This is a genomic window from Mucilaginibacter endophyticus (assembly GCF_003351025.1).
Taxonomy (GTDB): domain Bacteria; phylum Bacteroidota; class Bacteroidia; order Sphingobacteriales; family Sphingobacteriaceae; genus Mucilaginibacter; species Mucilaginibacter endophyticus.
Genome location: NZ_QPCG01000018.1, coordinates 1 through 17,953 on the forward strand (window position 1 = coordinate 1; position 17,953 = coordinate 17,953).

At 41.2% G+C, this 17,953-nt stretch carries 20 protein-coding genes and 2 pseudogenes; 10 read left to right on the plus strand and 12 right to left on the minus strand.

The window, feature by feature from the left end; genetic code table 11:
- Window positions 1–1,074 (minus strand): CHASE3 domain-containing protein (locus DUL71_RS31520; protein WP_208645711.1); only part of this gene is annotated, 1,074 nt, incomplete at its 3' end.
- A 1,441-nt stretch (window positions 1,075–2,515) separates the two neighbouring features.
- Between DUL71_RS31520 and DUL71_RS31535 the strand changes: the two genes are divergently transcribed.
- The 4 genes from DUL71_RS31535 to DUL71_RS32620 all read left to right on the plus strand — a co-directional run bounded on the left by DUL71_RS31535 (window position 2,516) and on the right by DUL71_RS32620 (window position 6,410).
- Window positions 2,516–2,806 (plus strand): circadian clock KaiB family protein, encoded by a 291-nt coding sequence (locus DUL71_RS31535; protein ID WP_114941783.1) that lies wholly within the window; start codon window positions 2,516–2,518, stop codon window positions 2,804–2,806.
- 135 nt (window positions 2,807–2,941) lie between these two features.
- Window positions 2,942–3,271, plus strand: a complete 330-nt coding sequence (locus tag DUL71_RS31540; RefSeq protein WP_114941784.1) for a hypothetical protein — start codon at window positions 2,942–2,944, stop codon at window positions 3,269–3,271.
- 985 nt (window positions 3,272–4,256) lie between these two features.
- On the plus strand, window positions 4,257–4,667 hold the full coding sequence (locus DUL71_RS31545; RefSeq protein ID WP_114941785.1) for a response regulator: 411 nt from the start codon (window positions 4,257–4,259) through the stop codon (window positions 4,665–4,667).
- 1,623 nt (window positions 4,668–6,290) lie between these two features.
- The gene (locus DUL71_RS32620; RefSeq protein WP_425270992.1) at window positions 6,291–6,410 is read left to right on the plus strand and encodes a hypothetical protein; all 120 of its coding nucleotides are present in this window, start codon (window positions 6,291–6,293) and stop codon (window positions 6,408–6,410) included.
- Between the two features lie 86 nt (window positions 6,411–6,496).
- Here DUL71_RS32620 and DUL71_RS31550 read toward each other — a convergent pair whose 3' ends face one another.
- A complete protein-coding gene (locus DUL71_RS31550; RefSeq protein ID WP_161964555.1) occupies window positions 6,497–6,841 on the minus strand; it encodes a DUF4369 domain-containing protein in 345 nt (114 codons plus the stop codon).
- Between the two features lie 148 nt (window positions 6,842–6,989).
- On the opposite strand from DUL71_RS31550, the gene DUL71_RS31555 reads away from it, so the two are divergent.
- Window positions 6,990–7,379 carry a hypothetical protein gene (locus tag DUL71_RS31555; protein WP_114941787.1) on the plus strand — a complete coding sequence of 130 codons (390 nt, stop codon included), beginning with the start codon at window positions 6,990–6,992 and terminating at the stop codon, window positions 7,377–7,379.
- 352 nt (window positions 7,380–7,731) lie between these two features.
- On the opposite strand, the gene DUL71_RS31560 is transcribed toward DUL71_RS31555, so the two are convergent.
- From DUL71_RS31560 to DUL71_RS31585, 6 genes are all read right to left on the minus strand, one after another.
- Window positions 7,732–7,959: a hypothetical protein gene (locus tag DUL71_RS31560; RefSeq protein WP_208645712.1), complete on the minus strand. Its 228-nt coding sequence runs from the start codon at window positions 7,957–7,959 to the stop codon at window positions 7,732–7,734.
- Window positions 7,960–8,061: 102 nt separating this feature from the next.
- A complete protein-coding gene (locus DUL71_RS31565; RefSeq protein WP_114941788.1) occupies window positions 8,062–8,808 on the minus strand; it encodes an SDR family oxidoreductase in 747 nt (248 codons plus the stop codon).
- A gap of 42 nt (window positions 8,809–8,850) precedes the next feature.
- Complete coding sequence (locus DUL71_RS31570; RefSeq protein WP_114941789.1) at window positions 8,851–9,759, minus strand: SDR family oxidoreductase; 909 nt, start codon at window positions 9,757–9,759, stop codon at window positions 8,851–8,853.
- A gap of 3 nt (window positions 9,760–9,762) precedes the next feature.
- Window positions 9,763–10,779, minus strand: a complete 1,017-nt coding sequence (locus tag DUL71_RS31575; protein ID WP_161964556.1) for a zinc-dependent alcohol dehydrogenase family protein — start codon at window positions 10,777–10,779, stop codon at window positions 9,763–9,765.
- A 10-nt stretch (window positions 10,780–10,789) separates the two neighbouring features.
- A complete protein-coding gene (locus tag DUL71_RS31580) occupies window positions 10,790–11,086 on the minus strand; it encodes a putative quinol monooxygenase (protein WP_161964557.1) in 297 nt (98 codons plus the stop codon).
- Window positions 11,087–11,096: 10 nt separating this feature from the next.
- Window positions 11,097–11,726 carry a nitroreductase family protein gene (locus DUL71_RS31585; RefSeq protein ID WP_114941792.1) on the minus strand — a complete coding sequence of 210 codons (630 nt, stop codon included), beginning with the start codon at window positions 11,724–11,726 and terminating at the stop codon, window positions 11,097–11,099.
- Window positions 11,727–11,839: 113 nt separating this feature from the next.
- Here DUL71_RS31585 and DUL71_RS31590 point away from each other — a divergent pair, with 113 nt between their 5' ends.
- The 3 genes and pseudogenes from DUL71_RS31590 to DUL71_RS32845 all read left to right on the plus strand — a co-directional run bounded on the left by DUL71_RS31590 (window position 11,840) and on the right by DUL71_RS32845 (window position 14,741).
- A complete protein-coding gene (locus DUL71_RS31590) occupies window positions 11,840–12,265 on the plus strand; it encodes a winged helix-turn-helix transcriptional regulator (protein ID WP_114941793.1) in 426 nt (141 codons plus the stop codon).
- Window positions 12,266–12,690: 425 nt separating this feature from the next.
- A complete protein-coding gene (locus DUL71_RS31595) occupies window positions 12,691–13,344 on the plus strand; it encodes a hypothetical protein (RefSeq protein ID WP_154402537.1) in 654 nt (217 codons plus the stop codon).
- Between the two features lie 599 nt (window positions 13,345–13,943).
- Window positions 13,944–14,741 (plus strand): annotated as a pseudogene (locus DUL71_RS32845) (TOTE conflict system archaeo-eukaryotic primase domain-containing protein).
- On the opposite strand, the gene DUL71_RS31610 reads toward DUL71_RS32845, so the two are convergent.
- The 4 genes from DUL71_RS31610 to DUL71_RS32165 form a co-directional block, all read right to left on the minus strand.
- The gene (locus tag DUL71_RS31610) at window positions 14,707–15,294 is read right to left on the minus strand and encodes a DUF4142 domain-containing protein (RefSeq protein ID WP_161964558.1); all 588 of its coding nucleotides are present in this window, start codon (window positions 15,292–15,294) and stop codon (window positions 14,707–14,709) included. The pseudogene DUL71_RS32845 and the gene DUL71_RS31610 overlap by 35 nt on opposite strands.
- Before the next feature lie 61 nt (window positions 15,295–15,355).
- Window positions 15,356–15,613, minus strand: coding sequence for a hypothetical protein (locus DUL71_RS31615; protein ID WP_114941796.1), 258 nt, complete (start codon window positions 15,611–15,613; stop codon window positions 15,356–15,358).
- A gap of 170 nt (window positions 15,614–15,783) precedes the next feature.
- The gene (locus DUL71_RS31620; protein ID WP_114941797.1) at window positions 15,784–16,029 is read right to left on the minus strand and encodes a hypothetical protein; all 246 of its coding nucleotides are present in this window, start codon (window positions 16,027–16,029) and stop codon (window positions 15,784–15,786) included.
- A gap of 16 nt (window positions 16,030–16,045) precedes the next feature.
- The gene (locus DUL71_RS32165) at window positions 16,046–16,204 is read right to left on the minus strand and encodes a hypothetical protein (protein WP_154402538.1); all 159 of its coding nucleotides are present in this window, start codon (window positions 16,202–16,204) and stop codon (window positions 16,046–16,048) included.
- A gap of 301 nt (window positions 16,205–16,505) precedes the next feature.
- Here DUL71_RS32165 and DUL71_RS31625 point away from each other — a divergent pair, with 301 nt between their 5' ends.
- Both DUL71_RS31625 and DUL71_RS31635 read left to right on the plus strand, forming a co-directional pair.
- Entirely contained in the window at window positions 16,506–16,889 is a 384-nt protein-coding gene (locus tag DUL71_RS31625; protein ID WP_114941798.1) for a response regulator, read from the plus strand.
- A 602-nt stretch (window positions 16,890–17,491) separates the two neighbouring features.
- A pseudogene (locus DUL71_RS31635) lies at window positions 17,492–17,953 on the plus strand (GAF domain-containing protein); the annotation flags it as partial.

Consider the following 17,953-nt stretch of genomic DNA (forward strand, 5'->3'; position numbering starts at 1 on the left):
ATTCCAGCTGGTGATGATACCGTCAAGATTTTTGCCGATAATCGCGTCGTCCGACGATTCCACTATGGCGACAAGTTTGGCGTTCCGTTCCTCCCCTGCTTTTAATTCTGCCAGTGAATGCTGTAATTCCTGCTGACTTTCAGCTAACTCTTCGTTAGTTGCCATGAGTTCCTCATTGGTTGCCGCAAGTTCCTCGTTGATGGCGGTTAACTCCTCATTAAGTGCCTGGGTCTTTTCTTCGCTTTCTCTAAGCGCCATTGTTCTTTCTTCAACCCTTTGCTCCAATGACTCGTTAGCCGTTGCCAATTCCTCGCGGGATTCCAATATTTCATTGTTGATTTCAACGAGTTCTTCATTGGCAGCAGTAACCTCTTCATTTGCAGCCGTAAGTTCTTCGTTTAATGCCACTATTTCTTCTTTCTGGGCATTTAACTCATCGATAAGACGTTCTTGCTTATGAAAGTCATTCCTGGCGCGGATATAGGAGAACACGGCTGTTAGCAGCCCGAGAATGATGGCGATCATGAAAACAACGGGAGTTAAGTTCTCAAGCCCGGATAGCGATTCAGCCCTTTCGTCCAAAAGCTTTTGCTCGAATACTTCCGCTTTGCTGATCGCCTCCCTTAAGGCATCCATTGCTGCTTTACCTTTATCAAGTTCTAACTGGTCTGTTTCCTTGCCCGCAAGTTTCCCGGTAACGACGATTTGGAGTATGGTCATTCGCTCTCGCATGATACGCTGTATCAAAGCTATGTTGCGCTGCTGTTCCGGATAATCTGAACTTAGCTTGTAAACTTCGTCAGCTAAATCCAGCGCTCGTCGCGAGGCGCCCCGGTAGGGTTCCAGATAATACTGCTTTCCGGTGAGTAAAAAGCCACGTTGGCCGGTTTCCGCATCTTTCATCAGAGACAAGGCCTTCTCCAGCTTTTGCATTACCAGGTTGCCATGAGCCACCGCTTTATTATTTTCGATGAGGCTGATCAGCGTACGGTACGATATAAACCCGACGACGGCAAGTATTGCTAACGACATGCCGTAGCCTATCCGCAGGTTACGGTAAAATGTTTTGTTCATAGACGGAGATTATTGGCAGCGAGTAAAACTAAACAAAAATCAAATAAACGATAAGGATTTCCGGGCAAATTCACTAAACACAAACTATAACGTTCATGACCTCCATCCTGTAAGCTTTTAAAGCTTTTGTTTTGAAAATAGATTGCAACGAGTCATCAATAATTCTGGGTATTCTGCTGAAAATAATTCCTTCATTCTTGCCAGAAGGAACGGTTCTCCCCTACTTCCTATAGCAACTGAATAACTTCTCTCACTTCATCGCTGTCAAGGTAGAATTCGCGCCCTGATTCAAAGGTGAACACCCGGTCAGGTACGTCGAATCTTACCATCACCAAATAATCAGGATCGGGATTAGGTTCCAGGAGCTCTGTTGTTTCCTTCCTGCTAACATCCTCTGATATATCTGTGCTGTGTCTGTAGATGCTGCACTCGCTGTAATTATCGGATGACCATTGATGTGTTCAATGATATCCGGCAGGATCATTACATTTAGACCTGATTTAAGAGTAGAAAAAAATGGCTTCATGGGGTCAACCAACGTATCGTCGGTAAAATGCGATTAATTCTTTGGGCCTGATTGCTTTCCGTTTTGTGCCGAATGCTAAACCAAGGAAAATGAAAAAGATTCTGTTGCTCGACGATAACCAGGATATACTTGACGTTGCAAAAGAAATCGTTCTGTATGAGGATTTCGAAGTACATATCAACGCCAGATTTGTAATCTTTTGTTTTCTAATATAATGAAAGTTGAAAAACATCCACGCGGTGTTGCAACGTGTGACTCAAGATATTTGTTATTTAATCCCCCTATAAAAAAACAAATATATCACACAAAAAAGCCTGCTTTTGCAGGCCATAGAAAGTATTAAACGGGGGTACTAAAATTAATTTGGTATGGTTGAGGGTGACAAAAAACAACGAAAACAAAATGGTAAGATTACACCATTCTCGCCTTTTTATAAGTATAATCAGTTTACGTTAACGAATACATTCCTGTGCTGCCTTGAGTTCTTATCGAACCCTTTGTTCATCACTGCTATCTCCATAACTATCATTAAAGTCACTTATAAACAAAAATTATGTTTTCTATCTCTCATTGTAACGGTTTCGAAACAGCTATGCGAATATAAATAAAGGTTGTAAGGCTTTTATGAATTATAAATGAAGTTTATAATTTCCGTTGAAGGTTCAAATTCGATTTGTAATTGTATCTCCAGATTCGATAATTCAAATTAACTTACAATTCTTCCAGCGTCTCAACATCGTATTCAGGCAGGCGTTTAACTTTGATGCACTGATAGCTTTTAATTAATTCCAGAAAGCTATTGGCTTTATTATCAGGAATGTCGATCATGATTTCTTCTCCGGCCTTATAAGACAAATATAGCCGCCGGTCATCTTTGATGGTACAAAATTTGATAGAAATTTGTAAATCAATGGTATGGACGATCAACACTATAAATTATGCCTGTACATAGCTGGTGACACACGGAAGTCTGCAAATGCAATCAATAACCTTACAAAGTATTGCCAGGAACATTTAAGTGGTGCTTATTCAATTGAAGTGATCGATCTGTTAAATCATCCTCATCTGGCGGAAGGCGAACAGATATTTGCGACGCCGACGCTGATCAAAAAACTTCCGGAGCCGATCAAAGTGATGGTGGGAGACCTTTCTAAGGAAAACCAATTTTTAGTAGGACTAAATCTCATACCATTGCCTAAAGATTAAAGAGACATCTTATTAAGCATTCCTCATCCGTTAAGTATCGGATTTCTGCCATCTTTAGCGCCCACTTTCGGCAGTCATTATTTTTTTTGAAATAACTATATTGCATTCGACAAAGTTGTTAATGCCGTTCGCTTTATGAAGATCCTTACGTTTCAATTTCAACCATCACAAAACCCGCTTATCCTGGAATTACAGTTTTTTTTGAAGAGGCTGATTTTATCGACCGAAAAACATGGTATTTCAGATTTCTATGAGTTGAGAAAGGAAATGCATCACCAGGCGGCTCTCATAAGCCTGGATCACCCGGTATCAGAAGTTGAAGACATCAGCATGAAAATACGCTCTTCCCTCACCTGTGAAGTTTTGGAGGTGAGCTATAATGGTGACATTTTCGTGTCTTTGACATCCCGGAAAAAAGAATTTCAATTTGCTTTTAAAGATCTCGATAAAGGACGATCTAATTAAGCCATCAATCGGTTATTCAAATGTTGTCGGTTGGTTCCGGCGATGCAAGGAGTAACAAATCAATCGCTTTCCATTTCAAACACGTTTGAAATGGACAACAAACGTTCTACTGTAAGTGAGGTAACTTATTGGCCGCCATCAAAGTAAGCGTTAATTCATAATATGCGGCTCGGATATTCGCTCTTCCGACCTCTTTAAAGATAGGGATCTTCGGTGTAATGAGCGACTGGATGAATAAAAGAGCAGCATTATTAATGAGCCAGAAGTAATTTGTCAAAATTAGTTGCTAACTGAATTACAATTATAGTAAGAGTTTTTTAACCGTTTTCTGGAATGGCTATATTTGCATCGATCAATCAGGCCACCGCCTGGATCGTGATAAGGTTTTAGGCCAAAAGTCGGGGCGCAAGGCAACCGACTTTTGTATTTTACGAGGTTGAGGGATACTGCAATGGATATAAAAATCAATACTCAGGAAGAAGGTGGTTAAAAAAATTATGCACGCGCCTTTGGAAAGCGATTTTAGTCAAGCACAGTTGGCAGCAGCCATTAATAAACCCACTGCCTATTTCTTCAATCTTGAAAAGGGCACTATCGCCCTCGAGATATCCGTTTTATTGCAATCAGCGATGTTATAAACTTTCATCTTTCCGATTATTTCGGTCCGTTTTGGGATCATCCCTTATCACACTTTGTGCAGAATAATTAAATTGGTTGTGAGTTCATTCTTTGGTTAAAAAAAGTCAACAAAAAGCCCACGATGACGTGGGCTAACTGCGATATGAAGATGTAGGGCTTGTAAGTAATCTGGTTGGCAGCGAAGGTAAGCTTTTAATTATTCCATACGTAATGAAAAGAAGGTTTAATTGCTAAACAAATAACGGGCGTGCTGAGTTATTCAAAATTTCATTGCTTTTGACCCCTTGCTCACACTAACAATCTTGTTACAGAGAAACATATCTGAAGGCTATATCGTTGAGTGCCTATGACTTTAACTAATCGGCCTGCCAGAATTTTACTTATCGAAGATTCAGAGATCGATACGGTTATCTTTAAGTTAATGATCAAAAAAACGCTCGATCATCCTGTTATTGATACCTGCAAAAACGGGCTTGCAGCGATAGAAAAGCTTACTGCCCTGAAGTCACAAGGGGATGAACTTTTGCCTGACTATATTTTTCTCGATCTGGCTATGCCGATGATGGATGGCTGGCAATTCATGGATGAGTATAACCGTTTAAATATTGATCCGATGCACAAAAGTAAGATCTATGTGTTATCGTCATCAATTAACAAAACAGATGTCATTAAATCACATGCGAACCCAAGGGTTGAAACCTTTTTATCCAAGCCGATTGATTTTGGAAAAATCAAATCCGTCTTCTTTTCCAATTAATCCATCGAACTGCGCTTAATTCAACTATCTTTGCACTGTTTTTTATACGATAGATGTTCACGTATTTGTTTTGTTAAATACAGTTTAAATTAATTAGGGAAACAAAGCCGGGCGCGATGCCTGGCTCTGTTTAATTGCTCTGATCGTAACATTAATGCCTTCATTTGAAAAACCAATGAGAATATTGGGTCATCATAGTAAAACGCCGATCAACAACTTGGTTAAAGCTNTCATTTGAAAAACCAATGAGAATATTGGGTCATCATAGTAAAACGCCGATCAACAACTTGGTTAAAGCTATTCAGGAACATTGCCACGCGCTTTTAATTGCATGGTATAGTTTTCAAAAGACTTTTGTGAAGGAAACTGCATAGGGCGTTTATGAAACAAAGAGGAGAAATGAACCGTACAAGTGTAGAAGAGCTTGCCCTCAATGCGGACAAAGATGTCCAATACCTATTACTCCTTTATACAATTGCTCAAAAAAACAGCTTCTGATAATGATAAAATCAGAGCTGTTTTTAGACCACCTTCAAACTTAATGATTAATCAACTCACCCAAAATCTTAATGACAACGATGCGCTCATCTCTGCGATAAATAAGCGTATCGGACATTTTGAAGGTGAAAATAAATAAAATAGCCACACGCACTCTACGACGTGTGGCCTTGATTTTAGTTATTTAATACCCCTATTAAAATAACTAATTAAATTTAAAGAAGAATTCTTGAATTAAAAGTAACAAATGAATTACAATAAAGGCCCGCTTTCGCAGGCCATGCAGGCTATTAAACGGGGGTATTAAAGACAAACTGGGGGGCGTTACGAGTTCACAAAAATAACGAAAGCAATAAAGAAAAATTGCAATTTTTATGAGTAAATGTTTAAAAATAACTAACTTACAAATCAACGGGGTTGCTTCCCAAGTTATAAGTTAATTAAAAACAGAAATGCCGGATTGTTCCGGCATTTCTGTTTTAAGTCTACGGATAAATCTACCGCATGCCGCCAGTAAACCTTACTGAGGCCTCAGGGATTAATTTTTAAATGGTTACGTTTGCCCATTCAAGCAGGCACCTGCCTGCATTGTGATAAGGTTTAGGTACCAAGGTTGGGGCGCAAGGCACCGCCTTGGTTAATTATAATTCGGCGGTATTATCGCCTAAAGTGTCGTCCCGGTGTTGCTCGATTTCTACGTTTTGGTCGCCATATTGAAATACCAATTTCCCTGTATCAATCGTTTCCTGATCTGCCTCTAATTCTTTTGCCAGAACAAGATAAATCTTTGGGATTAAAATACCATTTCAAATAAAAGCTCGGGCTTAACATGTATCCGCCAAGCTGATAAGGATTAACAGGCTTACTATCGCCTTCGGCTTTATCCTATTGGTTCCAATAATCTAGAAATTCGTATAAATCCTTCTTCTTTATCATACTTTAAAAAGTTTACTATTTGAATTTAAGTAAATATTATTCGTTAAGCGAATAGCAACGATATTTCTTTTTATCGTCTGCCATGAAAAGAAAAAAAGCACCAGTAGAGGAACAAAGGAAGATCGATAAGATCGACGATTAGCTAATAGATTAATCATTACTTTAGCTGCTTATTTAAATTTTAAGCACATGGAAAAATTTACCCAATTAAAAGCGCTGATCGAAAGCGCTGAGAAAGATGCGCAGACATTTTATGAGAAATCGAATAAAGCCGCGGGATGTCATTTATTATCGTTTTTGATGCATTAGGAGCATTGTGAGACACCATTATGAATACACAGTTTTAAAATCAATCACACTTATTTTGCCTGATTAAAACGAACATAAAATACAAATTATCGGCGCAGGAGCAAGTTGGACGGCGATAGATTTGAATTCGTACTCCGATTAGCAACTCTCTGGCCCTCTCGCGATAAAGCCATCCGCGCATAAGTAATATCCGACAGGTAGCCGCTGAACTGAAAAACGCCGTCAACCAAATCACAGGAATCGGTCACGCTTTTTTCATCTGAATTGTATTCCAGATATACTTTTGCCGGTTTGTTTAAATGACCGATTTTGCCATTCATCGTAAAATTAGGTTTTTGAGGGCCGGGCAACTTGTCTTTTTTAAGGTCCTGGGCAAATGCAGGTAGTATCTTAAAGCTTACCATAGCAACAAAATATAATGCTCTTTTCATTTTTGGGAGTTTAATACACCAAAAGTATCGGGGCATTCAAAAAACTCTGTTAAACACTGCAACATTAGTGTTAATTAGTGTTAAAGCGTCTTTGGATAGGCTGTACTTAACAATATATTTGATCGCGAGTGTCCCCGCCGATCGTAAAATGAATAAAAAATTAAATATTGGTTATTGGATTGCCATCGTTACTGCACATGGTATCCTCGCTTTTCAATCGTACTGGTTATACAGCACCTACCTGGCAACGCGGGAAAGCTTCTTTAAAAATGCGGGCATCTCACGTCAAAAGGAAGTAAACACCTATGAGGCCGGGCAAAATCGCCAGGCCTTAAACTCAGCCCATGTTCAGGCACTCTTAAAGTCGATCCCGGAATTATCGATTAGCTACTCGATTGTCGGAGAAGCCGCCAAAACATTCATCTATGAAGGTTTAGCCAGCGGCAAACTGGACTCGGTGATCGCAGGATCATTCACGCTGGACGCCATAGTGGATGCACATCGGTTCCTGGAATCAAATAAACAGTTTGTAAAGTGATTATCAGTATTTAAGACAAAAAAGCGGCCATCACGAACTGATGGCCGCTTGCCTTTAAGCTTCACCTTTTCGAAACCTCACTGAAGTTGTCACCAAATTCAACGACTCACGGACTCAGTGTGCCTGAACATCAAAAGCATAAGTTAATTAATTTATTACTTGAATTTCTCCGCGAGATTTTGATAGTTATCAACGAAGCCTGCTACTCAACCATGCTTGACTAATGGATGAAATATCTTCTTGTTGTAACAAGTTCAAATATATTTTGATTGCAACGTAGATTATTCCTTATGTTTTGTCCGAAAGCGTTTACTTAACATCAATGCCATAAAAGCAAAGCCAGCAAAACAGGTTAACTGTAAGGACAAAGATTGATATGCGCACTAATGAACGCAACCCATCCGGCAGCAAAATTAAAAAGACTCCAAAAGACATTTAAAGTTGGCGACGATAGCCCCCCCCTTGGTTTAGCAAAAGGGGTGGGAAATTTATTGCCCGATATGCCGTGTACGAAGTGCGGCACCGTATTGGCCATAAAAGCGCCGGAAAAAAACGCCGCGATAAAATCATACCATTCCATATCTGAATTTTTAGTGGACCTACCTTGCAACATATTTAAACCAGCTTCGCGGTCCACGTAAATCGAAAACTGCGAAGCCGTTTTCTTATCAGATAAAATGAATTAGAATAAGCCCTGGTTAAAGTTTTCAACCGCAGCAACAGGGTTTGCGAAATAATCGGCCCATTGTCTTCCGGTTTCACCGACATAGATCTCGAAGCGATCCTCTTCAATGCCATTAAAAATATCTTCAGCGACCACTACCGGTGGTAAGCCATGTTGCTCGCCGCCCATTTCTTTGGTTGCGTCCGTATTAATCAGCGAAGGCATCACTTCAAATAACTTAATGTTGGTTTCTTTAGAAAGCGTTAACCTCAACGCTACAGTATGCGAATGCAAAGCGGCTTTAGTATCTGAGTAGGTAGGCAACACGACTAACGGGTGAAAACTTACGTTAGAGGTGATGTTCACAATAGCCGCCTCCGGCTGCTTTTTCAATAATGGCAGCAACGCTTCAGTCAGGCGAACCGGCCCGAAATAATTCGTTTCAAACTCTTGTTTTGCTTTTTCGAAAGCCCCTGCGCCTTCGCCAAGTTTATATAAATTGGCTACACCTGCATTATTGATCAGAACGCTGAGATCGGCATATTCCGACTCCAGCTTGTTAACCAGGCTGTTCACGGCGACTGCGTCGGTTACATCACAGGCAATGTATTCCAGTCCCAATTCCTTGCCGGCTTTCTCAATCTTTTCAGCATTACGGCCGGAAATGATCACTTTATTGCCTTTTTTACTTAGATATTTTGCGGTCGCATAACCGATGCCTGAACCGCCACCGGTTACGAGGATTGTTTTGTTTGTAATGTTCATGATTTGTTATTGTTAAATGTTTTTATTAAGGTTGTATGCTTTTTATTTCTTTTGATCAGTCAGGAAGAGGTTCCGGTGCTTTGTAAAGAATATTTTTAAGGTGACGGGATCCCTTCCGGTTACCTGCCTAACCAGGTCATTTTGCACATCAAAGTTTCCTGCGCGTGTATTCAGATCGGTCATGATCACAGTAGGCGCAAAATTGGGCTGGATGCCAATCGATACCAGCTCCTCGGCTATCTCCGAATCGTCAACCTGTACCACATCAATGTGCTTTTCAAAGACTTTACTAGCCATTGCCGCGATCTCCAGAATGGTAAGAGACTCTGCACCGGAAATATCCCAAAAGGCTTTTCCATGGGCTTTGAGTAATGCTGCTATTGTGACCTGTGCGACATCTTCACGAGCAACATAGGCGATACGGCCATTGCCTGCGACCGTGGGCCATTTACCGGCAGCTATAATCTGCGGGAGAAAACCGAGCAGGTTTTCTGCATACCAGCTAACCCGCAGGCTGGTAAATTCGATACCGCTCGCTTTGAGCGCTTCCTCGGTGGCCACATGGTCCGGGGCAAAAGATATTGCTAACGCATGCTCCGGCTTTGGCATGGAGGTATAAACAATATGTTTAATACCTGCCGCTTTAGCGGCGTTGATCGCGTTGACATGCTGACGGACACGTGCGCCGGGCGTATGCAGTTCATCCGTCGAGATCAGGAGGAAGCGTTCAATGCCCTGAAAAGCTGACCGAAGACTTTCCGGCTCATCAAAATCCGCTCTTCTGATCTCAACACCTGCATCCGTAAATGCCTGTAATTTCGCGGGAGTACGGCTTGCGCCAACCAAATTCGTATAACCAAGTTCGCTTAAGATTTCCAATACACGGCGACCCAGGTGCCCCCCGGCACCTGCAACCAAAATCTTTGGCTGTCCAATTTGAATTGGTTCCATAGTTTAGTGGTTAAAAGTGAAAAAGTATTTGCCTGGCCGGCCGGGTTTTTTTGCGGCCTGAAAGGCTTCCTGATACTTTTCAATAGAGAAAGTGCCGCCAACAGTGGCGGAAAGCCGGCCTGTGCCCACTAAGCCGCTTAAATGTTGGATGAGGTTATCGATCCGTTCTTTCGGCGTTATCCTGAACCAGTCGATCACCCAAAATCCGTGGTAATGTAACCTCCGGTAGAAAAGGTCGAGCGGACGGATAATAGGCGTTTGACCACTTTCACTGGAGTAACCTACAATAGAGCCCCGGCTTTTGAGAAAACCAGCTATCGTGCCAATAGTTGTACCGCCGACTGTATCCAGAACATGATCCAGTTGCTTACCATCCAACGCTTTTTCTATCTCTGTCCCAAGGTCATCACCGATGATAACGACTTCGTCTCCGCCGATTGACCGGACGAATTCCGCTGATTCGGCTCTCCGGACAATATTTAATGTTTTCCAGCCATTGATCTTCGCCAGCCCGATCACGTATTGCCCAACAGCGGAGTTAGCTGCCGTTTGGCCGATCCAGTCACCCGGTTTCAATTCAGAATAGTCCAGGATCGTCAGAAAAGCGGTTACGGCATTGATGGTGAGCTGGGCAAGTTGCGTGGCTTCGATGCCCTCATCAACAATCACAAGGTTTTTTACGGGAGCTACAAGGTGCGTAGCCCAGGTTCCTTGCTCGTAGTAAGGTAGAATAATTACCCGTTTACCCAGGTATTCGGTAACGTGCCCTGAGCCGACATCGATTATCCGTCCTACGCCTTCCGCTCCCAAAGGAGCAGGAAAAGACGGTTTTACCCCGTAAATCCCGCCGACAAGCATAAAGTCGGATATATGGATCGGCGCGGCTTCCATTTCCACTAAAACCTCGTTAGGCCCGAGGGAAGTGATCACACCCTCGTGCAATTCGACTACATCTTCCGGCTGACCATTGCCGGTTAAACGTAATTGTTTAAACGGCTGGTTGATAATCTTTTTATCCATTGTCATAACCTTACAATTCACTTAAAATGGAGGATACAGGTTTGTCGGACAGTTTGTCTTTAACAGCCGCGAAAAACTCTTTTGTATAATTAGCTGCAAGGTGTTCGTCCAGCGCCTGTTGAGATTTAAAGACCTCAAAGAACACCAGCGTATTGGGATCGTCCTTCTTTACGGTCTGATAAAACGTTTCTACACCTTCCTCTTGAAGTGTCGGAATGAGGGCTTTAGCCGAGATCGCTTTCACCTCTTCCAGGAATTCCGGTTTCACCGGGATCTCAGCGAGGACGATCACTTTTGAATTTGACATGTGCCTTGAATTAGATGGTTTGAAAAATTTCCTCTTTGGGTTTGCGCACTTTGGGGATCGCCGCGAATTCATCCTCTTCCGAGCGATATCCGATCACAAATAATAAAGCAGAGGTCAGGTTTTTTTCTTTCAGACCGAGGATGGCGTCAACAGCTGCGTTGTCAAAACCTTCCATGGGAGAAGCATCGATACCGGCTTCAGCGGCAGCACTCACAAAAACGCCGACAGCCAGGAACGCCTGCTTTTCTGCCCAAATGATACGTTGGTTATAATCAAGTTTACTCAAAACCGTGTTTACAAATTGTTCACGTGGCTCCAGATTTTTACGCTCTGTTTGCCTGGCTGCTGCTGCTTTATCAATATAGCTGGCTACTGTTTTTTCGTCAATGTCGGTCTCGACTGCCAACACCATCACGTGTGCACCGGTGGTAATTTGTGGCTGCCCGTGTGCCGCCCTGCTGATTTCGTCCAGCTTGGCTTTGTCTTCTATGAGCAGGAATTTGTAAGGCTGAAGACCGAATGAAGAAGGCGCGAGGCGAACGGTTTCGGTCAGATCTTCGAGTAACGCCGGATCGATCTTTTTTGAGGTGTTGTATTTTTTAGTAGCGTATCGCCATTCAAATGAGGTAACTAATGACATAACTTCGATTTTTCGTTTAATTATTATTCTTTAAATTTACTTGCTATAAGCAAGTAAACAAAGATATAGTATTTTACTTGCTATAAGCAAGTATTATTTAACATTTAAATGTCATGAAAGTAATTCCGCATCGTTCCAACTGTCCCGTAGCATATTCATTAAACTTTATCTCTGACAGGTGGGTATTACTAATCTTGAGAGATCTGGTGTTCACCGACAAATCGACTTATGGGGAATTCCTGGCCTCTGAAGAAAAGATAGCCACCAATGTTCTCGCAGATAGGCTTAATCTGTTGGAGGAGCACGGCTTTATAGAGTCGACTGTCTCTGAAGAAAAGAAAAACAAATTCATCTACAGCCTTACCGAGAAAGGTATCGACTTGATCCCTGCTATCGCAGAGCTTATGGTCTGGGGATCCAAATATAATCCTCCGGGTGCCGTCGATGTCGTTAAAGAATTAGCAGAAGACAGAGAAGGAGCAATTACGCGTTATAAAAACAAGGCAAGAGCCAGGATGAAACCGGCTGCGCAGGCTTGATATTTCCAATTAATTGAATACATATTAAATAATCCAGATCTGCCAGCGCTGGCAACAGGAAACCCTGACTACAGAATTATTTGAGTATTATGAACGGTTAAATTCCTTTGCCTGAACGGATTGAATGGTTTGGTGAGAGGGAAGATGTAGACCTTCCAACCGGATAATCATCCCAGCCGTGGAGTATAGTCTTGTTAACTCGAAATCTTGGTATTTGGTCTCCCAGGAACGGAATTTCGCCTGCTTATCCTGGCCGAATTTAGGGAGATGTCGAAAACATATTAGCTAATTTATATTTTTAGCCTAACTTTGCAGACCATCAGTACTTTATGCTTTTGCTTACCTGAACTTATATGAGAATCTGCCGTGTAATTATGATATTATGCTTCCTGGCCTCCCCGGTATTCGGGATGTGCCAAACCGGGTTGGATACAGCTGCAGTACTCCCGGGGAATGCAAGACCGGCAGGAACTGCAAAGCGTGCGATACCTGTAGCTGATCCGGTTCAACCGACGGTACCTCATAAGTTGAAAGCAGCTTCTGTTCCAATTTCTGCTATCATTAAGCAGGCCAAATCCCTAAAAGTCATCAAGGAAAGTTCCGTAACTAGACAAGCCAGTCTAATCGATCAATCGGATACCGCGGTATTTAAGGCTTATCAACGTGCGCAGATCGCCTATTATCTTGCCCTCGAAAAAAGGGATTTGAACAGCAAGGCCACCAACGACTCCGTAAGTTCCTATTATGTTTGGGCTCTTCAGAACCGCAGGCAAATCATCAGCCGCCAGCAATTTACAGGAAATATTATTTTCATTTTAGTGGTCATTTTAGTGCTGAGTGGCTTATCGTTTTCCGCCATACAATTTTATATTGCTGTAAGAAGCGTAAAAAAGCGGTCAGCATCAGCAAATACGAGCACGTCCTTCAAGGCATCTTTATCCGGTATTGAGGTTTCATCTTCTGTCCTTGGCGTCATCGTCCTGACGATCTCTATTGTATTCTTTTATTTGTACTTGTCAAAAGTTTATCCCTTAGTTTCGCTCGATGAAATACCCGTTGGATTACCCGAAATGAAATAATTTTGTACAGGGTTCCCGTGTTAGCGAAATTGGTCGTTACAAGATCAATGTACTTGAAGCCAAATTAGCGGAGGCGGCGGTAACTAATTCGAGGGTGGAAAATATTGAGCCGCTGCTGAGGAAGGCAATCAGCAAATTAACGAAGCTAAACCTAATCTATTCAAAATCAGAAGGTTCCAATAAAAGGCAATTGATTGGTTCGATGTACCCCCAAAAATTCACTTTCGAAGAATTGCAACATCGAACCGCTTTTACCAGTGAACTTGAAGCTCCTCTAACTGGGCGGAATTCGAACCACCTTTTAGACCAAATGCGCGCTTTAAGCGAATTAGAGTAGATATTCCAGAGCCGTTGATCAATGAGTTCCGCAACAGAGGTAAGGGCGTTCCGTTACACTTTGACCAGGCTATGTTTTTGAGTTAGATATTTGAGATTTTATATTCATTAACACGACTTGTTGGTCTAAGGGCACGGAACAACATGGTCAAGCATACCGGAATATCAACAAAGCTTACCTATTTGTCATTCTACCTTCTCTATCGTATATTATAACAATAGTTTGTTGTAACTTTGAAGTAAGTTAAACAGCGGCCTCTTGAATGAAAGATGAACGATTAAACCTATACCAATCCCTGTTCAAAGGCAGAGAAGATGTATTTGCATTAAGATGGGAGAAAAGTGGCAAAAGCAATTATATGCCCGCTTACAGTTTTGACCCACATAGATACCGGCTGCATCAAATGAAAGGTGGTACATTTCAAACCTTTACTGATAAAACATACCAGTCCCTAACGGATGACCATTTAATTAAACACCTCAAAGGGGAGCAGGTTGTGGGCCTCTACCCGTTATTACAGGATAACACCTCTTGGTTCATTGCAGCAGATTTTGACGAAGCAGATTGGATTGAGGGATGCCGGACATTTATTAAAATTTGCGAGGATTATGATATACCTGCTTATTTGGAGCGTTCTCGTTCCGGCAAAGGCGGCCATGTATGGATATTTTTTGAAGAACCTTATGAGGCGTTCAGAAGCAGAAAAATAATGACGGCATTGCTACTGTAAGCAGGCTTAATTTCAGTACTCGATAAAAACTCAAGTTTTGACAGGTTATTTCCCAATCAGGATTACCATTCAAAAAAAGGCTTGGGGAATCTGATTGCTTTACCCTTAAACAAAACGAGCTTAAATGATGGCAATAGCTGTTTCATTGATCCTGAAACCTTACAGCCCTTTGATGACCAGTGGGTGTTTTTGAAAACGATTAAGCGGATTACGATAAACCAGCTCAATGACATCTACAAAGAACAAACTTATCACAACGAACTTTCAACTGGATTATTTCAAAAAGAATGGCTTATTAGTCGGGGGTTTGCATTTTTATTTTCTCGATAGTAGCCAGGTGCATCTTCAGCATTGGTAAGGTCTTATCTATAAGCGCCTTCATTTCCGGATATTTTACCTTATGACGTGCGTTTTCAAATGTAGCGATATCCTTTCTATGATCATCCACCATTGCATCTATATAGGATTTGTCAAATTCATTAGCGGGTTTCGAGGCAAGCTTAGATTTTAGTTCGGCTTCTTCTTTGCCAACGGAATCTGGTAAGACGATACGTTTGTTTTTAGCCAGTTCCTTTAATTCCAAATTGGCCTTTGAATGATCATCAATCATCATTTTTCCAAAATCCTTTACTGCTTTGGAAGTGCCTTTTTCCTGTGCAAGTTTCCCCAGTTCCACTTCGGCCATTCCTCCGTTTGCCGCTTCTACCGCAAATTCGGCGTCGGGAGCACTTATCGCCCAATCGCCCGTACCTGTTTGTTTGTTGTGGATCGAGTCTTGATGAGTATTTGTACTATCAGCTTTTTCTTTACTGTCTTTGTTCGTATTGCATCCGCTAATCACAACATTTACAGATGCTAATAATATAATAGTAAGCTTTTTCATAATCATTTAGTAAATTTAGTTTTTGACTATTCCACCCTTAAAGTCTTTTTTTAAAAGATCATTAATGATTGCTTTTCGAAGAGCTGCCGCTTGGATCTGCATTGCCGTTGCCATTAGTATCGCCTTTCAACGTATCCTTCCTGGCAGCCTTTCGCTGGTCATTGATCGTATTGGTATCAGGCTGTACCCCGCTCCCTGCTTTGAAAGTTGCGGTAGTGTCTGTAGAACCGTTCAGTTTCTTATTACGATCATTCGGATTACAGGCTGTCAAAGCAAAAGCACTCATTGCAAAAAATGCAATCAATTTTAAAACTTTCATAGATTTGATAAATTAATTATTCGGTTAAACTTCTTACAATTCCCCTACCTGTAAATTGAAAATTTCCCTCCCAAAGGAAACGGCGTGCCTATTACAAGAAAAAGAAAACTCACCGCGTTTGCCGACATGAGACATTTGCGATGCTCGTACGCACTATTATTTGCAAACATTTACCTCTTGACGCTATCCATTTTAGAGCTATCCGCCTTTTTTGTTTTAGTACCACCGGAAGCACTGTTATCGATTGTCGAGGCATCGCCGGTAGCGCTGGTCGTTTTTGATGTATCTAAATTTGACGGCGCATCGTGTTTGGCTTGTGCGGTGTCTTCCCCTGATCTGGCAGAATGATCACCATTGCAAGCCATGATGAGGCTTACTGAAAGCACGAATAAGCCGGTAAAAATATTCTTTTTCATATTCGATCCTAATAAATTATTTCTGAGTGGTAGTTTTTGTTTCTGGTTTCACAGGAGGTCCAGGGTCGCCGTTTTCGTTGTCAGGTGTTACCGTTGGGACTTTATGTGCTTCCGGCTTTTTTTGTTCATCATCTAAACGGCCTTTGCTCGTTTCCGTATTGACTTTTGATTTCATAGGTTTGAATTAAATAATCAGTTGAATACTTCTTTTTACTTTTAATTAATAAAAATTCGGAGGGAAAGTTTTTGAAAATTAAAATGAGAAAGATTTTTTTAAAGTTTTAAATACACAATAGATTCATTTAAAATAGAATATACATGTTTGTTTTTTGGAAAGATATCTGGGATAGCCACAAATTGAAAATTGAATTTTAATTTATATATTTTATTTTAAAGAAACAATTATTAACTTCACTTCTAGTAGATGTAATCAATATCTGAATCTAAAGCCAATTAACAGCCTTATTTGAAAGCACATGAAAAAGAGAATTGTTGTAGTCGATGATGATGATGATATCCTACAAATAATCCGCTTTATACTGGAAGAACAAGGTTACTTGGTTGAGGCGGCCACAGATATCCTCTCATTTAATAAATTGGGCGACGTCAAGCCTGATTTAATCCTGCTTGATGACTGGCTTAGCGATGGATATGGCCACCTGCTATGCAGGGCATTAAAGCAGAACCAAAAGACCAAAACAATCCCGGTGTTACTGATTTCTGCAGAGAATGACATCGAAGCCATTGCTAGAAAAAGCCATGCAGATGATTATATTGCCAAACCGTTCGATCTCGATTTCTTTATGAATAAAGTGCAGTCTTGGCTATCGCCGCATAAAAATGCCCTCAGGCCGGACTAAGTTGAGGCTATTCAAATATTTATTGAAATAATACGGAAAGTATATCCTTTTAATCAACTGCAACAAGCTGCTGTGATTAGCTCCAGCGTTTCTACAACTATGCATGTAATTCCTGAATATCGAAGACCTACATTTTTACCGAAATTTAATAATTGAAAACTTTTTTTATTAGAGCAGGTTTACAATGTGGTAAATTTTGAAGCAGGAATAAATGGATATGGCACATATACAAAGGTTGTTGTCCGAGATGGCAGAAAATCGGAGACATTACGCGGAAAATTATAAAGACCTGCAACGTTCCCTTTTTTTGTACAAGACAGGCCTGAGCAATGTTAACGGAAAGATCAAATCTACTGCTGAAAGCTATGCCACTCTTATCCAACCGGAACAATTGGAACAAACGCAGGATGTCACTCTTGGTCTGATGCACCGAAGGGCTTCCTGATACTCCTATCTGGTGTAAGTGTGAGATTGTTTCCTCAAAGGAAAATAGATATTTTAGCACTCAATCTGCTATTCCCTGAAATCAGTTTGCCGTTACTTTTTTGTTGATATACTTCTTAGCTATATCATTACTACCTGTTTTAATTTGTATTTGGCTGATGGCTAAGAAAAAAAATTATGATTCCGAATTTTGCGGCAGCCTGCCGCTCAACCATATTAATGTTGTTCAGGACTATGGCTATTTGCTTGTACTGAGCAAAGATCAGTTTAGTATTCTGCAAATTAGCGAAAATGCCGCCGATCTGTTTGAAAAGCCCCTAAAATCTATTCCGGGTACACTATTTTCAGATTTTACCGATACCAGCATTATTAAGTCACTCAGTGAGCGTTTTGATCAAAACTCAAAGGAAAAATTCCCGCTTACCGTTACACTCAGGTCCCGGAAAATGATGGCGCTGGCGCATTTTAAGCCGGAGTATATCATCCTGGAAATCGAAAAAGCTGACGTTCCAATTGAACGCTCTTTCACCAGTGTTTACGAGGAAGTTAAATACGCGATGGCTGCTATTGAGGCTGCCGAAACCATTGAAACCGCAAGCCAGGCCGCTGTACATGAACTG